This is a genomic window from Halorubrum sp. AS12, from assembly GCF_051122765.1.
GTDB lineage: Archaea > Halobacteriota > Halobacteria > Halobacteriales > Haloferacaceae > Halorubrum > Halorubrum trapanicum.
This window is the reverse complement of the sequence record NZ_CP185385.1, coordinates 167,126-186,938: the sequence shown is the minus strand read 5'-3', so window position 1 is coordinate 186,938 and position 19,813 is coordinate 167,126. Positions and strand designations below refer to the sequence as shown.

At 69.1% G+C, this 19,813-nt stretch carries 16 protein-coding genes and 1 pseudogene; 7 read left to right on the top strand and 10 right to left on the bottom strand.

Annotation, left to right across the window (positions count from 1 at the left end; all coding sequences use genetic code 11):
* The first annotated feature begins 97 nt into the window (after window positions 1–97).
* Window positions 98–568, top strand: a complete 471-nt coding sequence (locus ACODNG_RS00945) for a redoxin domain-containing protein (protein ID WP_434522054.1) — start codon at window positions 98–100, stop codon at window positions 566–568.
* A 33-nt stretch (window positions 569–601) separates the two neighbouring features.
* On the opposite strand, the gene ACODNG_RS00940 is transcribed toward ACODNG_RS00945, so the two are convergent.
* From ACODNG_RS00940 to gyrB, 4 genes are all read right to left on the bottom strand, one after another.
* Window positions 602–2,680, bottom strand: a complete 2,079-nt coding sequence (locus ACODNG_RS00940; protein ID WP_434522053.1) for an AMP-binding protein — start codon at window positions 2,678–2,680, stop codon at window positions 602–604.
* Window positions 2,681–2,728: 48 nt separating this feature from the next.
* Window positions 2,729–3,112 (bottom strand): hypothetical protein, encoded by a 384-nt coding sequence (locus ACODNG_RS00935; protein ID WP_434522052.1) that lies wholly within the window; start codon window positions 3,110–3,112, stop codon window positions 2,729–2,731.
* An 86-nt stretch (window positions 3,113–3,198) separates the two neighbouring features.
* Window positions 3,199–5,700, bottom strand: coding sequence for a DNA gyrase subunit A (gyrA, locus tag ACODNG_RS00930; protein ID WP_434522051.1), 2,502 nt, complete (start codon window positions 5,698–5,700; stop codon window positions 3,199–3,201).
* Complete coding sequence (gene gyrB, locus ACODNG_RS00925; protein WP_434522050.1) at window positions 5,697–7,613, bottom strand: DNA topoisomerase (ATP-hydrolyzing) subunit B; 1,917 nt, start codon at window positions 7,611–7,613, stop codon at window positions 5,697–5,699. Before gyrB ends, gyrA begins: the two co-directional genes overlap by 4 nt.
* Window positions 7,614–7,821: 208 nt before the next feature.
* Here gyrB and ACODNG_RS00920 point away from each other — a divergent pair, with 208 nt between their 5' ends.
* Window positions 7,822–9,033, top strand: coding sequence for an iron-containing alcohol dehydrogenase family protein (locus ACODNG_RS00920; RefSeq protein ID WP_434522049.1), 1,212 nt, complete (start codon window positions 7,822–7,824; stop codon window positions 9,031–9,033).
* Between the two features lie 25 nt (window positions 9,034–9,058).
* Here the strand turns inward: ACODNG_RS00920 and ACODNG_RS00915 are convergent, their stop codons facing one another.
* The 5 genes from ACODNG_RS00915 to ACODNG_RS00895 form a co-directional block, all read right to left on the bottom strand.
* Complete coding sequence (locus ACODNG_RS00915; protein WP_434522048.1) at window positions 9,059–9,433, bottom strand: nuclear transport factor 2 family protein; 375 nt, start codon at window positions 9,431–9,433, stop codon at window positions 9,059–9,061.
* Entirely contained in the window at window positions 9,417–10,610 is a 1,194-nt protein-coding gene (locus ACODNG_RS00910) for a potassium channel family protein (RefSeq protein WP_434522047.1), read from the bottom strand. The genes ACODNG_RS00915 and ACODNG_RS00910 overlap by 17 nt, the downstream gene beginning before the upstream one ends.
* 134 nt (window positions 10,611–10,744) lie before the next feature.
* Window positions 10,745–11,272 (bottom strand): hypothetical protein, encoded by a 528-nt coding sequence (locus ACODNG_RS00905; protein WP_434522046.1) that lies wholly within the window; start codon window positions 11,270–11,272, stop codon window positions 10,745–10,747.
* Between the two features lie 19 nt (window positions 11,273–11,291).
* Window positions 11,292–12,230 carry a methenyltetrahydromethanopterin cyclohydrolase gene (mch, locus tag ACODNG_RS00900; RefSeq protein WP_434522045.1) on the bottom strand — a complete coding sequence of 313 codons (939 nt, stop codon included), beginning with the start codon at window positions 12,228–12,230 and terminating at the stop codon, window positions 11,292–11,294.
* Window positions 12,231–12,694: 464 nt separating this feature from the next.
* Window positions 12,695–13,177: a hypothetical protein gene (locus tag ACODNG_RS00895; RefSeq protein WP_434522044.1), complete on the bottom strand. Its 483-nt coding sequence runs from the start codon at window positions 13,175–13,177 to the stop codon at window positions 12,695–12,697.
* A gap of 261 nt (window positions 13,178–13,438) precedes the next feature.
* Between ACODNG_RS00895 and ACODNG_RS00890 the strand changes: the two genes are divergently transcribed.
* The 5 genes and pseudogenes from ACODNG_RS00890 to ACODNG_RS00870 all read left to right on the top strand — a co-directional run bounded on the left by ACODNG_RS00890 (window position 13,439) and on the right by ACODNG_RS00870 (window position 19,240).
* Window positions 13,439–14,194, top strand: coding sequence for a DUF726 domain-containing protein (locus tag ACODNG_RS00890; RefSeq protein ID WP_434522043.1), 756 nt, complete (start codon window positions 13,439–13,441; stop codon window positions 14,192–14,194).
* A 113-nt stretch (window positions 14,195–14,307) separates the two neighbouring features.
* Window positions 14,308–15,150, top strand: a complete 843-nt coding sequence (locus ACODNG_RS00885; protein WP_209543200.1) for a translation initiation factor eIF-2B — start codon at window positions 14,308–14,310, stop codon at window positions 15,148–15,150.
* Between the two features lie 120 nt (window positions 15,151–15,270).
* Window positions 15,271–15,765 (top strand): hypothetical protein, encoded by a 495-nt coding sequence (locus ACODNG_RS00880; RefSeq protein ID WP_434522042.1) that lies wholly within the window; start codon window positions 15,271–15,273, stop codon window positions 15,763–15,765.
* Between the two features lie 171 nt (window positions 15,766–15,936).
* The gene (locus ACODNG_RS00875) at window positions 15,937–16,920 is read left to right on the top strand and encodes a DUF7260 family protein (protein ID WP_434522041.1); all 984 of its coding nucleotides are present in this window, start codon (window positions 15,937–15,939) and stop codon (window positions 16,918–16,920) included.
* A 182-nt stretch (window positions 16,921–17,102) separates the two neighbouring features.
* Window positions 17,103–19,240 (top strand): annotated as a pseudogene (locus ACODNG_RS00870) (AMP-dependent synthetase/ligase).
* Here ACODNG_RS00870 and ACODNG_RS00865 read toward each other — a convergent pair.
* Entirely contained in the window at window positions 19,228–19,782 is a 555-nt protein-coding gene (locus ACODNG_RS00865) for a hypothetical protein (RefSeq protein WP_434522040.1), read from the bottom strand. The pseudogene ACODNG_RS00870 and the gene ACODNG_RS00865 sit on opposite strands and share 13 nt — an antisense overlap.
* Window positions 19,783–19,813 lie beyond the last annotated feature (31 nt).

The following is a 19,813-nucleotide window of genomic DNA, read 5'->3' as shown; positions in this document are numbered from 1 at the left end:
TCTCGCTGTAGCCCTGTGGCGACTATAGTCTTTTTGCCTCGCTCGATCGGAGCGCCGCCGCCGAAACGGTGATACGGCCGGCCGACGAGAAACGGATATGCCAGCTGTCGGCGACGACGCCCCCAACTTCACCGGATCGCTCGTAGACGGCGACATCGAACCGTTCGAACTCGCCGACCACCTCGGCGACGAGCCGGTCGTGCTCGCCTTCTTCCCCGCCGCCTTCTCGAACACCTGTACCGACGAGATGGAGGCGCTGCGCGACGGGTTCGACCGCGACGACTGTACCCTGTTCGGCGTGAGCACCGACCTCCCGCACGCGCTGGCCGCGTACCGCGCCCAGTACGACCTGCCGTTCGCGCTCGTCGGCGACCCCGACCACCGCGCGATCGAGGCGTACGACGTGATCGAGGACTTCGAGCACTACGGGGTCGAGACGGTCGCGCAGCGCGCCGTCTTCGTGATCGATGCGGAGGGGACCGTGACGTACCGCTGGCTCGCGGACGACGCCGGGCAGGAGCCGGACTACGACGCGCTCGACGAGGCGGTGGCGGACGCGAGCGACTGACTGAGGACCGATTCGGTCGGACAGCGATCGCCCTCAGGACGGGTCGCGGAGCGCGTCGAGCGCCTCCGGGTTCTCCATCGACGAGAGGTCGCCGGGATCCTCGTCGTTGTACACCGACTCGATCGCGCGGCGGATGATCTTCCCCGACTGCGTCTTCGGGAAGGCGTCGACGAACAGCAGCTCTCGCGGCCGGAACGGCTTGCCGTGTTCGTCGCCGACCAGCGCCCGGAGCTCCTCGCGGAGGTCGTCACTCGGGTCGACGCCTGGTTCGAGGACGACGTACGCGACGACCGCGGTGCCGGTGGTGTCGTCGGGAACGCCGACCGCGGCCGCCTGATTGACGGCGTCGTGGTCGATGAGGACGCCCTCGATCTCGGCCGGGCCGACCTTCCGGCCGGCGACGTTGAGCGCGTCGTCGGCGCGGCCGTGGAGGAACCAGAAGCCGTCTTCGTCCTTCTGCGCGAAGTCGCCGTGGTCCCACAGGTCGGGCCACGTCGACCAGTACTCCTCGAGGTAGCGCTCGTCGCCCGACCACAGCGACTTCGTCATCGAGGGACAGGAGTCGCGCGCGACGAGGTAGCCGCGCCGCCCCGACTCTCTCACCGACTCGCCCGTCTCGTCGACGATGTCGATGTCCATGCCGAGTCCCGGGCCGCCGAGCGTACAGGGCTTCAGCGGCTGGTTCGGCATCGGCATCAGGAAGCAGCCGCAGATCTCCGTGCCGCCGGAGATGTTGATTATCGGGCAGTCGCCGCCGCCGACCGCGTCGTAGAACCAGCGCCACGACTCGGGGTCCCACGGCTCGCCGGTAGAGCCGAGGATGCGGAGCGAGGAGAGGTCGTGACCCTCGACCCATTCATCTCCGTGCTTGCGGAGCGCGCGGATCGCGGTCGGCGAGATGCCGAACTGCGTGATTCCGTGTCGGTCGATCATCTCCCAGAAGCGGTCCGGCTCCGGGTGGTCCGGGGCGCCCTCGTACATCACCACCGTCCCGCCGAAGGCGTGGTTGCCGATCAGCGTCCACGGACCCATCATCCAGCCGATGTCGGAAACCCAGAAGAAGCGGTCCGCGGGTTTCTGGTCGAAGCCGAAGTGGATCTCCTTCGCGCACTGCGTGAGGACGCCGGCGTGGGTGTGAACGATCCCCTTCGGCTCGCCGGTGGTCCCCGAGGAGTACAACAGCAATGACTCCTGGTCGCTGGGGAGGTGCTTCGTCTCGTACCTCGCGGGTTGGGAGCCGACCGCCTCGTCCCACGTCTTGTCGCGCGCGTCGTTCCACGGGACGGGATCGCTCGCGTCCCCGGCGTCCTTCCCTCCGTCCGCCGCGGGCGTCGCGCCCAGCCGGTCGAACACGACGACCTCCTCGACGTGGCCGGCGTCGTCGATGGCGTCGTCTGCGGTCCCCTTCAGACGGACTTCGTCGCCGCGGCGGTAGAACCCGTCGCCGGTGAAAAGCACCGACGGCTCCCCGTCGTCGATCCGCGTCGCGGTCGCCTCGCGGCCGAACCCGGAGAATATTGGCACCGCGATCGCGCCGACCTTCAGGCAGCCGTAGAGGATCGCGACGACCTCGGGCACCATCGGCATGTACAGCCCGACGGTGTCGCCGGTCTCGATCCCCGCCTCGGTCAGGTAGTTGGCGACGCGGTCGCTCTGCCGGCGGAGCTCGTGAAAGGTGATCTCGCGAACGTCGCCCGGCTCCCCCTCCCAGATCAGCGCGACGCGGTTGCGGTTCGGCGAGTCGACCGCGGCGTGGCGGTCGACGACGTTGTGGGCGACGTTCACCTCGCCGCCGGGGTACCAGTCGGAGAACTGCGGTCCCTCCGTATCGTCACCGGACTGCGTCCGGTTGCCCGCGGAGCGTCGCTCCGCGCTGTCGCGGACCGCGTCGTAGTCGGTATAGAAGTCGATATCGAGGTAGTCGACGATCTCGTCCCAGAACCAGTCGACGCCGGAGTCGGGCTCACCCGCGACTTCCGAGGTGGTCCGCTCGATGAGCGCCTCGTAGTCGTCGATCCCGTACTCGCGCATGAACGCGGCGACGTTCGTCGACTCGGCGAACGCCTCGCTCGGTTCGTGTACGACCTCGTCTATCCCCTCGTACTCGTCCATCTCGTCCGGGTGTTTTCGCGGAGACAGTAAGTAACTTTCCTGAGAGACCTACCGCGAATCGGCGCACTCGCCCGCGACCGCGACCTGCTCGCCGTCGACCGTGATCTGCCCGTCGTACAGGCGACAGGTACCCGCGTCCCACGCCAGCCGGCCCTCCCAGTCGGCGCCGGTCACCGCGAGTTCGTGACGCCCGGTATCGCCGACGGTCACCTCGAACGCCCGCGCGACGCCGGCGTCGACGCGGTCGGACTCCTCCGCGTACGTCGTTCCGTCGTCTCCCTCGACGACCACGTCCACGTCGACCGGGTCGTCGCCGTCGTTGCGGACGGTCAGGTCGAGTTGACTCGGGTCCGGGTCCCCCGAACCGAGACAACCCGCGGCCGCTCCGGCGAGCGCACCGGCGCTCGCGGCGAGGAGTCGACGTCGTTCCATGGCAGTCGCTCGTCGCGGTGGGACTTCAAGCCCACACACGCGGCCTCGGTCACCGATGACACCGGAAAAGAAACAGCCGGAGACGGCTACTCGGCGTCTTCCGTCTCGGTGTCCTCTTCCTCGCCCTCGTCGACGGCGTGGACCGACTCGGGGACGATGTCGACGGAGGCGACCTCGTCGTCGGGTTCGAGGTTCATCACGATGACGCCCTTCGTGTTGCGGCTCACCGTCGAAATCTCCTCGACGCGGGTCCGCATGATCTGGCCGGCCGCGCTCATCGCGACGAGGTGGTCGCCGTGGGTGACCGCCTCGATGGCGACCGCCTCGCCGTTTCTGTCGCCGGTCTTGATGTCGATCAGTCCCTTCCCGTTGCGGGACTGCTGGCGGTACTCGTCGAGGTCCGAGCGCTTCCCGTACCCGTTCTCGGTGACGGTGAGCACCCAGTTGTGGTACTCGTCGTCGATGGCGGCGACGCCCGCGACGGCGTCGTCCTCGCGGAGGTCGATACCGATCACGCCGCGGGCCGTCCGGCCCATCGCCCGGGCCTCCGACTCCGCGAACCGGATCGCCATCCCGTGGCGGCTGCCGATGACGATGTCGCGGTCGCCGTCGGTCACCTCCACGTCGACGAGCTCGTCGCCGTCCTCCAGCCGGATCGCACGGATCCCGGTCGACCGGATATTGCCGAACTCGTCGACGGCGGTCCGCTTGATGTACCCGTCGCGGGTGACCATCGTGAGGAACTCGTCGTCGTCGAGGTCCTCGGTGTTGACGACCGACTCGATCTCTTCGCCGTCGCCGAGGTCGAGGAGGTTGACCGCGGACTTCCCGCGGGCGGTGCGGGACATCTCCGGGATCTCGTAGGTCTTCAGCTCGTAGATCTGTCCGTGGTTGGTGAAAGCGAGGAGGTAGTCGTGGGAGTTGGCCGCGAACACGGAGGAGACGCGGTCGCCCTCCTTGAGTCCGGTGCCGATGATCCCCTTCCCGCCGCGGTTCTGCGCGCGGAACGTGTCCAGCGACATCCGCTTGATGTAGTCGTCCTCGGTCATCACGACGACGCACTCCTCCTCGGGGATGAGGTCCTCGTGGGTCACGTCGCCCGCGTCCTCGATGAAGCTCGTGCGTCGCTCGTCGTCGTACTCGTCTTTAATGTCCCGCAGCTCGTCGACGATCACCTGATCGAGCTCGTCGGGGTCCGAGAGGATCGTCTCCAGCCGCTCGATCCGGGCTTTCACCTCCTCGTACTCGTCTTCGATCTCGGCCGTCTCCATCGACGTGAGCGAACCGAGCTGCATCCGAACGATATGCGCCGCCTGCGCCTCGGTGAAGTCGAACGCGGACTCCAGCGCTGCCTTCGCGGCGTCGCGGTCGTCGGAGTCCTGGATCGTCTCGACGACGCTGTCGACGTTGTCGAGCGCCTTCAGCCGCCCTTCGAGGATGTGCGCGCGGTCCTCGCGCTCTTCGAGCTCGTGTTCGGAGCGCCGGCGGACCACGTCGCGCCGGTGGTCGACGTAGTGTTCGAGCGTCTGCTTGAGGTCCAGCACCTGCGGCGAGCCGTCGACCAGGGCGAGGTTGATGACGCCGAACGTGCGTTCGAGGTGGCTCTCCAATAGCTGGTTCTTGACGACCTCGGCCATCGCGTCGCGCTTGAGGTCGACGACGATCCGGATCCCGTCGCGGTCGGACTCGTCGCGGAGGTCGCGGATCCCCTCGATGGCGCCCTCGTTGACGTCCTCGGCGATCCGCTCGACGAGCCGCGACTTGTTCTGCTGGAAGGGGAGCTCGGAGATGACGATCCGACCCTCCTCCTCAAGGACCTCGAACTCCGCGCGGACGCGGATCCGTCCACGCCCCGTCTTGTACGCCTTGTGGACCGCGTTCCGCCCGACGATGTTCGCGCCGGTCGGGAAGTCCGGTCCCTTGACGTGTTCCATCAGGTCCTCGACGGTCGCCTCGGGCGTCTCGATCAGCTCGACGGTCGCGTCGATCACCTCGCCGAGGTTGTGCGGCGGGATGTTCGTCGACATCCCGACGGCGATGCCCGAGGAGCCGTTGACGAGCAGGTTCGGGAACGCCGCCGGCAGGACCTCCGGCTCCTCGAGGCGGTCGTCGTAGTTGGCGGAGAAGTCGACCGTGTCGCGCTCGATGTCCGCCATGAGCTCCTCGGCGATGGGGGACATCCGGGCCTCCGTGTACCGCATCGCGGCCGGCGGGTCGCCGTCGACGGAGCCGAAGTTCCCCTGCCCGTCGACGAGCGGGTAGCGCATCGAGAAGTCCTGAGCCATCCGCGCGAGCGTGTCGTAGATGGCGCTGTCGCCGTGCGGGTGGTAGTCACCCATCGTCTCGCCGACGACGGAGGAGGACTTGCGGTGCGCGGAGTTGCTCGTCACGCCCGCCTCGTTCATCGCGAAGAGGATGCGGCGGTGAACGGGCTTGAGTCCGTCGCGCACGTCGGGGAGCGCGCGACCCGCGATGACGGACATCGCGTAGTCGATGTACGACTGCTCCATCTCGTCTTCGATGCGCGCGTTCGTCACCTGCGCGGCGGGAACGTCGCCGGGATCGGCGTCGGGGGCGTCCGAGCTCATATGTCCACCCACTCCGCCTCGGTCGCGTGCTCCTTGATGAACTGCTTGCGCGGCTCGACCGCGTCACCCATCAGCACGTTGAACATGCGGTCCGCCGCGGCCGCGTCGTCGATGGTGATCCGCTTGAGCCGGCGGTTCTCCGGGTCCATCGTGGTGTCCCACAGCTGGTCCGGGTTCATCTCCCCGAGTCCCTTGAACCGCTGGACCTGCGTGGGGTTGCCGTCGCACTCCTCCTCGACGATGCGGTCGCGCTCCGCCTCGGTCATCGCGTCGTACGTCTCGCCGCGGTAGCGGACGCGGTACAGCGGCGGCTGGGCCGCGTACACGTAGCCGGCCTCCAAGAGGGGTTTCATGTGGCGGTACAGCAGGGTGAGAAGCAGCGTCCGGATGTGGGCGCCGTCGACGTCGGCGTCCGTCATGAGGATGATCTTGTTGTACCGGACATCGTCGATGTCAAACTCCTCGCCGATGCCGGCGCCGATCGCCGTGATCAGCGCGCGGATCTCGTCGTTCTCGAGGATGCGGTCGAGCCGGTGTTTCTCGACGTTGAGGATCTTCCCCTTGAGCGGGAGGATCGCCTGGTTCTCGCGGTTGCGGCCCTGCTTGGCCGAGCCGCCGGCGGAGTCGCCCTCGACGACGAACAGCTCCGCCTCGGTCGGGTCCCGGGTCTGACAGTCCGCCAGCTTGCCGGGTAGCGCGGTCGACTCCAGCGCGGACTTCCGGCGGGTCAGCTCCTCGGCCTTCTTCGCCGCCTTGCGCGCTCGGGCGGCCTCCGCGGCCTTGTGGACGACCTTTTCGGCGGTGTCCGGGTTCTCCTCGAAGAAGGTGCCGAGCTTCTCGTGGGTCGCGGACTCGACGACGCCGCGGACCTCGCTGTTACCGAGCTTCGTCTTCGTCTGCCCCTCGAACTGCGGGTCGGGGTGTTTGATCGAGATGACCGCCGTCAGCCCCTCCCGGACGTCTTCGCCCTTGAGGTTGGCGTCGAGGTCGTTGACCAGCCCGTGTTCGTTGGCGTAGTCGTTGACCGTCCGCGTCAGGGCGGTCTTGAAGCCGGTGAGGTGGGTGCCGCCCTCGCGGGTGTTGATGTTGTTCGCGAACGCGTGGACGGACCCCTGAAGCTCCTCGGTCGCCTGCATCGCGACCTCGACGTGGACGCCGTCGGTCTCGTCCTCGAAGTAGATGACCTCCTCGTGGATCGGCGAGCGGGTCTCGTTGAGGTACGCGACGAACTCGCGGATCCCGCCGTCGTAGCGGAACGTCTCCGCGGTGTCGTCGCGGTCGTCGAGGAGGCGGATCTCGACGCCGGAGTTGAGGAACGCCAGCTCGCGGAGCCGGTTGGCGAGCGTCGACGTCTGGAACTCGGTCGTCTCGAATATCTCCTCGTCGGGCCAAAAGCGGATCTGGGTCCCGGTCGACTCGTCGGCGTCCATGTCGCGGACGCGCTCGAAGCCGTCTTCGGCGGGTTCTCCCGCCGCGAACTCGTGGCGGAAGACGCCGCCGTCGCGTTTGACCTCGACCTCCAGCCGCTGGGAGAGCGCGTTGACGACGCTGACGCCCACGCCGTGAAGCCCGCCAGACACCTGATACGACTTCGAGTCGAACTTCCCGCCGGCGTGGAGGACCGTCAGGATGACCTCCAGGGCGGGGCGGTCGTACTCCTCGTGGGTGTCGACCGGAATGCCGCGTCCGTCGTCGGTGACGGAGACGGAGCCGTCGTCGTGGATCCGAACCTCGATCTCCTCGCAGTGGCCCGCGAGGGCCTCGTCGATGGAGTTGTCGACGACCTCGTAGACGAGATGGTGGAGCCCCCGACCGTCCGTGGACCCGATGTACATCGCCGGTCGCTTACGGACGGCCTGTAGGCCCTCGAGGACCTGAATTTGGCCGGCTCCGTATTCGCTCTGCTCTGACATAGGAACTTACCATCGCTAATCGCCGTCGGGTTATAAACCCGGCGCACGCCCGCGCGCGTGAGCGCTACACCGTCGATGTCCCGTCCGGTTCGAGCCGACGCGCTCGGCCAGTCAGAACCGACGCACAGCCCGGTCCGAAGCCGAGATTTAACGCAGTATGGCGACCCTTCCCACAGCTACAAACCGGCGCCCCGCGTACCGCTCGCCGATGCTACCGATCGCGGACTCCTTCGAACACGTTCACCGCGGCTGCGAGATCCAATACGGACGAGGGCGGATTGCCGGTCTCGGCGACTGGCTCGACGACCGCGACCTCGGGGACGCGCTCGTCGTCTGCGGGTCGAACACGGGCGCGAACGACGCCCTGATGGGTCCGGTCCGGGAGGGCCTCGGCGACCGGCTCGCCGGCGTCTTCGACGGGACCGCTCCCGACAAGCGCGTCGAGACGGCGTACGACCTGCTCGACGCGCAAGCGGAGGTGGGTGCGGACGTCCTCGTCGCGGTCGGCGGCGGCGCCAGCCTCGATATCGCCAGACAGGCGACGCTGCTCGCGGCCGACGGACGGGACCTCGGCGAACTACGCACTGACGCGGAGACCGGGCCGGACGCCCTCGGAGACCTCGCAGCCGGGACGGATCCCGACCTCTCGGTCGTCGCCGTCCCGACGACGTTCGCGGGCGCGGACGTCTCGGCCGGCGGGTCGCTGGAGGTCTTTTCGGCCGCCGAGTCGCCGACCGGCCAGCCGGTGACCGTCAGCGGGAGCGGCGCGTGGCCGATCGCGGACGTCGCCGACCCGGCGCTGTTCGAGACGACGCCGACCTCGGTGCTGGCCGGATCGGCGATGAACGGCTTCGACAAGGGGATCGAGACGCCGTACGCCCGCGACGCCTCTCCCGTGAGCGACGCGGCCGCGGTCCACGGGCTTCGCCTCCTGTCGGACGCGCTCCCCCGCGTGGCCGGCGACCGGCCGGGCGGCGAGGCGGCGACCGACCGCGCGGTCGTGGGGGCGCTGCTCGTCCAGCTCGACCGCAAGATATCGGTGATCCACGCGTTCGGGCACGGGTTCGCCCGCCGCTACGACGTTCAACAGGGCGCGATCCACGCGGTCGTCGCGCCCCACGCGCTGGCGTCCCTCTTCGATCAGGTCGACGCGAGCCGCCGGGCGCTTGCCACCGGACTGGGAGTTCCGACCGAGGGCCGCGACGACGGTGCGATCGCCGAAGACGTCGTCGCGGCGGTCGCCGAGGTCCGCGACGCGCTCGACGTTCCGAGCCGGCTCCGAGACCTGCCCGAGACCGACGAGGCGGACCTGCCGGAAATCGCCGAGTTCGTCGCCGCTGACCCGCCGATGGAGCGCGCGCCGAGCGGCTTCGACGCGACCCCGGAGGGGATCCTCGGCGTGTTGCGCGCGGCCTGGTAGAGAGGGGTCCAGCCGCCGCGGCCGCCTACTCGGCCGCGTACGTCTCCAGCGCGGTCAGCCGCCCCGCGTCGACCGAGAAGACGTCGACGAACGCGAACAGCTCCTCGCCGTCGGCGTCGAGCAGTCGCCCCCGAACCGCCACGCCGGGACCGGCCGGATAGACGCGCTCGACGACGTGTGTGGTGTCGGTGTTCGGCCGCTCGTCGCGCATGAACGCGACGAAGCGGTCGCGCCCCTCGAACGTTCGGTCGGGGCGTCGCTGGACGAACTCGGGGTGGAGCAGCGCCGCGAGCCGGTCGTACTCGCCGGCGTCGAGCGCGTCGTAGTACGAGCGGGCGAGCGCGGCCGGGTCCGAGTCCCCGCTCTGCTCTTCTCCGTCCGCCTCACGCCGCGAGGGCATCGAACTCCTCCGCCGAGGACCGGGTCCCCTTCGCGATGATCACGTCGCCGCCCCGCAGCGTGGTGTCGATGTCCGGACCGACCAGCCACCCGTCGTCCGGTCGGCGGATCGCGAGCACGCTGGTGGAGATGTCGGTCGCGGGCACGCCGTCGGCGACCGCGGTCCCGTCGAGGTCGCTCCCCTCGCCGACGATGGTGCGAGTGATTATCTCGTCGGACTCCTGGACCGCCATCTCCACGACCGGGTGGACGTCGAGGTCGCGGCGGACGCCCTCGGTGATCGCCAGCGCGGCGTCGGATATCTCCTCGGTCGCGACGCCGAGGTGGATGAGTCCGCGCAGCGACACCGGGTCGTCGGCCTCGGCCGCAGCCCGGAGCGTCCACGCCTCGAACCGCGACTGGAGCGCGTCCACCTCGATTTCGAGGTTGCTCACCTCCTCCGCCAGCTCCTCGTTGTCGAAGAGGACGGAGCCGTACGCCAGATCGACGGCGAGCTCCGAGAGGTTCTTCATCAACACGATCGAGTCGACGGCGCGTTCGAGGTCGTCGATCGCCGGCTCCGGCTCTGGCTCCGGCTCGAACGGCTCGCCGCTGAGTTCGGGGTACACGTCGGCGACGCCCGCCTCGGGGCCGCGCAGGAGCGTCACGTCGCCCGCCTTCAGCCGGGTGGTTGGCCCGGGGTTGAGGATCCAGTCCTCGTCGCGGCGGACCGCGATGACGCGGACGCCCGTCTCCGATTCGAGGTCGATGTCGTCGAGCGTCCGCCCGGCGTACGCGGAGTCAGAGGTCACGGTCCCGCGGATCAGCGTCTCGACGCCCGCGGAGAGCGCGCCGCGCATCGCGTCGGGGAGACCGATCTCCTCGGTGACGATCTTGGCGATGTCGCCCGCGGCGTCCGCGACCTTGTCGGCGGCGGCGATGACGCCGAGGACGGGCGCGAGCGTCTCCGCCTCGTTGGGGTTCCGCGCCGCGAGCATCAGGCTCATCCGGGCGCGCATCTGGAGCACGTCCATTCGATGTTCCAGCTCGACGACCTCGTGGGCGACCGTCGGACTCCCGTGGAGCACCGCCGAGTACGAGAGGTCGATCAGTAGCTCCGCGGTGTCTTTCATCTCGACGAGCAGGTCCTTGACGCTCGTCGGCTCGTAGCGGACCGTGCGCTCGTCGAAGCGTCCCATGCGACTCCCTCTCCGGCGGCGAGTAAAAGGCTTGTTGCGGGGTGGCGGTCGGGGTGGAGGGCGGACCGCGACCGCCGAGCCGTCGGGCGGACAACGAGTGTCGCGCCGTCGGGCGGACAACGAGTGTCGCGCCGTCAGGGGGCGTCGCCGGCGACGTAGCCGGCGCCTTCCGCAGCTCCGTCCGGGTCGGCGTCCACGCGAACCGCGAGGTCGACGAGCGCGAGCCACGCCAGCAGCCGCCGCGCGCGGTCGCGCCACGCGGCCTCCCAGTCGGGGTCGCGGGCGCGGTCGTGGCGCGGGACCGCGTCGCGGGTGGCCGCGAAGAGGTCGTCCGGGGTCAGGGGGTCGTCGGGCGAGGCCTCGTCGAGCGCGGCGAGCGCCTCGGGAACGAACAGGATCCCGGTCCGAAGCCCCTCGCGGACGCGCTCCGGGGTCGGTTCGGCGTCGGCGCGGACGAACCCCCGCGAGGTCTCCTCGGCGAGGCCGAGCGCGCGGAGGAACGCGAGCCAGTCGTTGGCCGTCTGTCGGTCGGGGAGGTCGCAGCGCCGCCGGAGGCGGGCGCAGCAGTCGTCGGTGTCGCCGGGGACGAGCGGGACCGCGCGCTGGTACTCACGGAGGCGATCGAGGTCGGCCGGGGGTTCGGGAACGGGTTTGAGTCGCACGCGTCGAGTCCGACGGAGATCAGCGGTAGCCGAACGACTCCGCGAGCAGTTCCTCGTCGGTCTCGCCCACGGTGTAGACGGGACCGTCGACGACGTCGACCGTGACCTGCGCCGGGGCGAACACGCTCTCCGGCACCTCGTAGAAGTCCCAGTCGGCGTCCTCGAACACCTCAACGAAGGGGGTGCCGTACTCCTCGCTGGCGGTCGAGACGATCTCGTCGAAGCGGTCGTCGTCGCGCGCGACCTGGAGGTGGACCTCGCCGCCGTACGCCAAGGCGTCGTTGGTCCGGCCCATCGCCTCGGTCTCGTCGCGGGTCGGGGGCGCGATCGGCGCCGAACCGGAGGCGTGGAGCACGTCCGTCGGCTCGTAGCCGACCTCCAGCAGACGGAAGACGGCGAGCTCGGCGGCGCGGGCCGCGGTGGTGACGGAGCCGGCGGTCGAGCCGGTGGCGAACGTCGGGAGGAACACGCCCTCGGCGTCGACCTCGGCCATCTCGGCGACCTGCTCCGCGACCTCCTCGTCGGGCAGCGTCGTCGACTCTATCGCGAGCGTGGCGAACTCCGAGGAGTCGTAGTAGCCGACGCGCTCGAACTCCGCCTCGCGGCCGACGAGCGCGCGGGCCGGCCCGGAGCCGAGCCCCTCGAAGCCGCCCTCGGTCGTGACCTCCCAGCCGGCCTTCTGCGAGCAGAGCAGCGCGACAGCGGGGTGGTCCGTCGACAGCTCGACGTACTGGCGCGGCGCGCCCGCGAGCGTTCCCATTCGGGTCTGCAGGTTCGCCAGCCCGGCAGTCTGGATCTCAGCGAGCAGCAGTCCCGCCTCGACCCCGCCGGCCGCGTCGACCCCGAAGTCGACGACGGTGGCGCCGTTGTCCAGCTCGTAGCCGACGACGTCCAGTTCGCCGGCGAAATCGAGCGCCTCGTCGACCAGCTCGATCGCGGTCCGATTGATGCTTTCCATGGACGGAGGTACTCGCTCCCCGTTTAAGGGGTTTGGCTGTTCGGCTCGCGAAGTCTCGGGAGTCCACGGAGACGACACTTATAAATGAACGATACGGTGGCGCGCGCCTCCGAGTGGCCGCCGAAGGCGGCCGCGAGGAGCACGCGCGAGGGAGTCGGCGGTCCGGAGCGAAGCGGAGGACCGCCGACGAGGCTGGGGAGGCGTGAGGTGCTGTGCGGGGCGGGACTCAAAGGGGCAGCCGCGAGGGCGGCGCAGGCGACGCAAGCACCGCAACGAGGGAGCGAGCGGAGTGAGCGACCGAGTGAGGAGCGCAGCGAGCGTGCGCCGCCCTCACGGCTGGGGCTTTGGCGGTGTTCGCCGTCGATCTGTTATCGACTATTTATAAGCGAGCGGCTGGGGCTTTTGAGACACTCTCTGCGCTGGCAACCATTTATAAGCAGTTGGCCGCAGCTTTCACCGAGTAGTCACCAGAAGCCGCCGTCGTAGTCGCCCGGGCCGCCGGCCTCGCCGGGACCGCCCGGCCCGCGGGGACCGCTCGGCCGCGGGTCGGGATTGATCTCGACCGGCTCCGACTCCGATTCCGGGTCGATCTCCCGGCCCTCCTCGTAGCGGACGAAAGACAAATAAAACGCCTCGCCGCAGCCGACCCCCTCGCCGACAGGCTCCCGATACGGCTCGTCGCCACCCACGTCGGTCCCCCGCACGCCGTCGTGCGGGTCCCAGTCGACCCCGTCGCTCTCGCCGCAGACGAACCGGACGCCATCCGCCTCAACGGTATTGTCATCGCTCTCACCGTCTTCATCCGCGTCGAACGGCTCCGTCGGCGCGACGTACGTCCACCCCTCCAGCGGGTACGGCGTCACCGACTTGTCCGCGAGGTACCCCTCGCGTTCGAGCGCGACGAGCGTCCCGCAGTGGGGACAGTAGTACGTGACCGGGTAGCTCATACCCGACGTAGGAGATCCGTTTATAAACAGCCGTCGCCGCCGCGTCAGATATTTGATCGTTCGGGCCGACGATTCAATATCTCATCCGATACCCCTGCCGACGATTCGGACGCATCGGACGACCCCTCCGGACTCGTCACGCGACGGCGACTCCTGTACGGCGCTGCGGGCGGTCTCGGTCTCCTCGGCGGCGGCGGTCTCTACGTCGCGAACGCGCTCGACGGCGACTCCGGCGGGTACGAGGCGCCCGAGACGCAGCCGATGGTGTCGACGCGCGGGCGCCTCGACGAGGCGGACCCGACGGAGCGGTCGGGTTCGTGGGAGTTCGGCGGGACCGACTCCGTGGTCCTGTACGTTCACGGTCTCGGCGCGGACGCCGAGTCCGCCCGCAACCAAGCGTACACCGCTCGGCTGGGGCTGGAGGCGGCGACGGGCGGGGCGGGCGACAGCGGCGGCGCTGGCGGCGGCAACGCAGCGGCCGAGAGCGCACGCCCCGTGATCGGCTACTCGTGGGCGTCGAACGTCGACTGGGGACCCGCGAAGGAGACCGCCGAGGCGAACGCCGCACCCCTCGCCGATTGGCTGACGGCGTGGGCAGACGAGGACGGACGGCCGGTCCACCTGTTCGCCCACTCGCTCGGCGCCCGGGTGACGGGCGAGACGCTCCGCGCGCTCGCGGACCGCGGGCGGACGGACGTGCTCGCGTCGGCGTCACTGTTCGGCGGAGCGATCCCGAACGAGAGCGCCGGGACCGACGGGCGATACGGCTCCGCGATCGCCGCGCTCGACGCCCCCCTCTACAACTTCCACAGCCGCAACGACCGCGTCCTCGGCTGGGTGTACCGCGCCTCCGACCGGACCCGCGCGGTCGGGCACGGCGGACTCCCGGACGCCGCGACCGCGCCGGACGGGTACGCCGACGTCGACGTCACCGACCTCGTCGCGGACCACTACTCGTACGTCGAGCCGGACGAAGGGTGTCTGTCGCGCGCGGTCGACCAACTCGGGTTCGAGTAGGCCGCCGGCGCGGCGAGTCGCCTCGGGGGCGTGTCGCCGCCGGCGCGGTCAGAACCCCTCGCCGCCGGCCTGCCCCCGGAACCCCTTTTACCGGTCCGGCCGACCCTTCGGGCATGATCGACGAGACCGTCGCCGAGATCCGGGCGATGCGGACCCACAGCACGTCGGCGGTGGCCGTGAAGGCGACGCGGTCGCTCGCGGACCTGCTCGACCGCGAGTACGTGACCGTCGACGAGTTCGAGCGCGACCTCGAACACAACGCGGGGGTGTTGCGCCGGTCGAACCCCTCCCACGCCGCGCTCCACAACGCGATGCGCGACGTGGAGCGCTCCATCGTCGGCGAGGCGACGAGCGTCGAGGGCGCGAAGCAGCTGCTCGAAGACGTGATCGCTCGGGTCGTCGACGACATCGAGACGGCGAAGGGCGAGGCGGCCGCCAACGCGGCCGAACACATCGAGGACGGCGACACGCTGCTCGTCCACGACTACTCGACGACGGTGCTGGAGGCCATCGAGAACGCCGCCCGCGACGGGGCGCACCTCACCGTCTACGTCACCGAGGCACGCCCGCGGACCCTCGGTCGCAAGACCGCGCGCGTCCTCGCCGGGATGTCCCGCGTCGAGACGCGGATGGTCGTCGACAGCGCGATGGGGTACGCGCTCCGCGACTGCGACCGCGTCCTCCTCGGGATCACCTGCATCACCGGCGGCACCTACTACAACCGCATCGGCACCTTCCCCCTCGTCGTCACCGCCCGCGAACTCGGCGTCCCCGTCACGGCGGTCGGCTCAGGCGCGAAGACCATCGAGGAGTTCCGATTCGAAAACGAGTTCCGCGACGCCGTCGAGGTGATGCGCGAGCCGGTCGAGGACGTCGAGATCGAGAATCCAAGCTACGACGCCACGCCGATCGGCATGATCGACACCGTGATCACCGACGACGGCGTCCGGAACTGAGTCCATATCGGGTCGCAGACGGACGAATTCGAGCGGACGCCCGCGCACCACCCTATGCGATTTGTACTGCTGAATAACTATAACTAAATACAATATTTAGGTCCAGAATGACAATACAAAATGGGCAAAGATAACGAGAACAGTCCCGAAAATTCGAGGCAGCAGGTGGTTGGGCAGAAACGCGATACGCTCTTGGAGCGCGTCTCCGATACCACAAAGTTCGCAGATCTCGACGAAAGGATACGCGAACGAGGATACGAAGAGACGGAATCCGTCGTTCAGCGCGGCGTACGTCCGGAAGACCCGTTCGACTTCTATCAAGTCATACGCCGCTATACGAACGAGGACGACCGAGCGATAGCCACCTGGATCGGCCTCGACCCGGAAAAAGTCGACAGCGGTGAGGTCTCGTATGAGATGGTAGCGGAACTGGATGAGATACAGGACCTAGAAAGAGACACACAGGAACTGTACCCAGTCATTGTTGCTTTTCTGAATGACGAGGGAATCGGGTTTCGAGCGACCGATACCGGTATTGAAGAAAACGAGTTAGATAAGAGTATTCTTCGAAACGCGTTCAGAGAGTCGTTCCAGACGTCTAGAACGGAAGAATAGCACCTGACCGGACGGTAGACGGGAGGCAAAGCTGGTCGATACGCATCGTTCACTAACGTGTCCGCATCGATCTGATCTCCGTCGGCGATCACCCAATATCCGTGTTGAGTGGTAACGCGGCACTTCGTACGGCCCAAAACGCTTTGTGCGTGTACCGTGTTAACAGACACAATGAGCGTACAGACTGGGTCGACGGCGGTCTTCCAGATCCCCGATCAGGGGGTGACAGCGGCGGGGTGTTCGAGCGTCTGGTGCGAACTGGGCGCGATTGCGACCGAGCCGGGAGTGGTCACGGCGGTCGCGCTCGCCGGGATCCTCGCGCTGCTCGCGTTCGCGTACGTCCGCGACGCCGAGGCGGCCTGCCGCGGCGAGCGACGCCGCGTCCTCGACGAGCGAGACGCGTTCGAGGCGTTCGCCGACCGGGTGGCCGAGATGGACACCGTTCCGGTCGCGACGGACTCGAACCCGTCCGGCGTGCCCGCCGGTGCGCTCGGTAGTATCGGTTCGGCCGGGAACGGGATCCCGCCCGACGGCGGGCCGTCCGGCGGCGACGTGACGCTCCGGCGGGTGCTGGCCGCGTACGACGACACCGTGCTGTCGCTGCCGCATTACCGGGCCGAGTACGACGAGACGGCGGCGGAGAGCCTGGCGGCCGAACTCGGCCCGGACACGGCGACCGCGCTGGCGTCGGACGGCGGGCTGTCGAGCGGCGCCAAGTCGGCGCTCGTCGACCGGAGTCAGCGCGCCGCTGACGCGCGCGACCGGCTGGCGGGCGCGATCGACGAGGAGATCGACGAGCTGGCCGACCGGAAGACGACGCTCACGGAGATCGACCGCCGCCGACAGCGACTGCTCGCTCACCTGGAGGGCGTCCGATCCGGGCGCGAGACCGACGCGGCGATCGACATCTGGAACCGACTGGCGGAGCTGGAACGAGAGTGCGACGAGCTTGCCGCCGACCGACAGTCCTCGCTCGACGACCCGCCGTTGACCCCCAACCTCGACGCCGACAGCCACGAGCGGACGTTCTACGGCTACCTCTACGGAACCACCGACGGGCCGCGCTATCCGGTGTTGGCGCAGGTGGCGGAGCTCGCAGACCGGATCCGCACGGACAGAGACGGCGTCGGGACGCGGATCGCCGCCGACCGCTGACCTCCGGGAGCGCTCTCGAAAAATCCCGCCGTCGGGAACGACTATCGGAAGGTTCGCCACCGCGCTCGACGACCGGTGAGAAGGGCTCGGAGACGCGGGCGGTCGTCCAGACCGGAGAGACCCACAGGGAGAAACTCCAAACTACCGGATTGTTTATGAGGGTAGGGCGGGACTGAGTTCGTATGAGTTGGCAGGAGGCGGAACGAGCGTTCACGGACCCCGCGATCGCCCGAGAGACGCTCCCGCGGATGTTCGAGGGGGCCGCGGAGCGGCACGCGGACCGGCTCGCACAGCGGTACAAGGGGGGATCCACGACCGGTCCCTCGTCGCCGAGGACGTCGTCCCGTCGGCGCCCGCGGGGGAGTACGCCGACCTGACGTACGGTGAGATGCGCGGGATCGTCCGGAACCTCGCGTCGGGGCTCCGCGAGCTGGGCGTCGACGGCGACACGCGGCTGGCGATGTACTCCAAGACTCGGATGGAGTGGGCGCAGACGGACTTCGCGGCGCTGGCCGCGGGAGCCGTGGTGACGACGGTGTACGCCTCCTCGTCGCCGAACCAGCTCCGGTACCTGCTGGAGGACCCGGAGGCGACCGTCGTCGTCGCCGAGAACCGCGAGATGCTCGGTGACGTGCTCCGGGTTCGGGGCGACCTCGAACACGAACTCGACGCGATCGTGACGATCGACGATGTCGACGCCGAGGCGGTCGCTGCCGAGATAGGGGGTGAAGAATCGACGGCCGACGGCGAGGCGTCGGTCGGCGACGCGGAATCGGTCGGCGACGCGGGATCGGTCGACGACGTGTACACGCTCGGCGAGGTCCACGAGCTCGGCGACGCGGCGTTCGACGAGGCGACCTACGAGGAGTGGCTCGACGCGGTCGACACCGGCGACCTCGCCAGCCTGATCTACACCTCCGGGACGACCGGGAAGCCGAAGGGCGTCCGGCTGACGCACGCGAACTTCCGCGACAACGTCTCGCAGTGTTACCGGCGGTTCGCGGACCGGCCCGACCGCGACCCCGAGGTGCCCGGAATCTCGGCGGAGTCGACGACGCTCTCGTTCCTCCCGCTCGCGCACGTCTTCGAGCGGATGGCCGGCCACTACATGATGTTCGCCGCGGGCGCGACCGTCGCGTACGCGGAGAGCCCCGACACCCTCCGCGAGGACTTCGGACTGGTGCGTCCGACGACGACGACGAGCGTCCCGCGCGTCTACGAGAAGCTGTACGACGCGATCCGCGAGCAGGCGAGCGAGTCGCCGGTCAAGGAGCGCATCTTCGAGTGGGCGGTCGAGGTCGGCCGCACCCACCACGAGACCGACGACCCGGGCGTCCTGCTCGACGCCAAGCGCGCGGTCGCCGACCGCCTCGTCTTCTCGTCGGTCCGGGAGGCGATCGGCGGCAACGTCGACTTTTTCATCTCCGGCGGCGGGTCGCTGTCGGCCGAGCTCTGCGCGCTGTACCACGCGATGGACCTGCCCATTCTGGAGGGGTACGGCCTGACGGAGACGTCGCCCGTCATCAGCGTCAACCCGCCGGAGCGGCCGCAGGTCGGCACCATCGGCCCGCCGGTCGTCGACACGGAGATCGCGATCGACGGCGGGGTCGTCGGCGAGGAGGTCGCGGACCTGGCCGGCGACGTGGGCGAACTGCTCGTCCGCGGCCCGCAGGTGACCGACGGCTACTGGAACCGGCCGGACGCGACCGCGGAGGCGTTCATCGACGCCGGAGAGCTCCCCGAGAGCGTCGTCACCGCCGGGACGCCCCCCGACGAGCGCGTCGGCGTCGGCGGGGACGGAGCCGACGACGAGGGGTCGACCGCGGCCGCGGAGCCGTGGTTCCGCACCGGTGACATCGTCCAGCTCCGCCCGGACGGGTACGTCGCCTTCCGCGAGCGCGCCAAGCAGCTGCTCGTGCTCTCGACCGGGAAGAACGTCGCGCCCGGCCCGATCGAGGACCGGTTCGCAGCCAACGAGTTCGTCGAGCAGTGCGTCGTCCTCGGCGACGGACGGAAGTTCGTCTCCGCGCTCATCGTCCCGAACTTCGAGAAGGTCGCGGCCTGGGCAGACGACAGCGGGATCGACCTCCCCGACGACCCCGCGGCGATCTGCCGCGACGACCGCGTCCGCGAGCGAATCCAAGCGGAGGTCGACCGCGTGAACGAGGAGTTTGAGTCGTACGAGCAGATCAAGCGGTTCCGGCTGGTCAAGGAGGAGTTCACCGAGGCGAACGACCTACTCACGCCGACGATGAAGAAGAAGCGGCGGAACATCCTCGACCGGTTCGCCGACGAGGTCGAGCTGATCTACGACGAGTAGCCCCGCCGAGACGCTCCGACTCCCCGGGAAACCCATAAACGTCGCGGGGGAGTACGACTCTCGATGGCCTCCCTCGTCTCCCCCGAACGGGGTTCGTCGCGCTCGGCGGGATCTGCGCCGGTCTCGGCGCGCGGCACCTGGCGTTCAACGGCGGGGGCGTGGGCGTGCTGCTCGAGTTCGGGCTGATCGTCGGACTCTCTGGTGTGGCCTTCTACACCGCGTACGACCTCCCGCGGTGGGAGGTCTCGCCGTCCGGACGGCGGCGGGCGGTGCGGATCGGCGTCGGGACCGCCGCTACGTTCGCGGCGCTCGCCGTCGTCGTCTGGCTCATTTGGCTGCTCGAACAGCAGCCGTTCAAGCTCTCGTTCCTGCTTTCGTTTGCGGCCAGCCTCGGAGCGGCGGTCGGATCGCGGGCGGGGCTGTACGCGGTGAAGGCCGACGAACAGCTCATCGAGGCTCAGGAGCTGGCGACCCTGCTTTCGATCAACGACCGCGTGCTCCGCCACAACATCCGCAACGAGCTCTCGGTCGCGCTCGGCCACCTCGACGGGATCGAGGACGCGGCCGACAGAT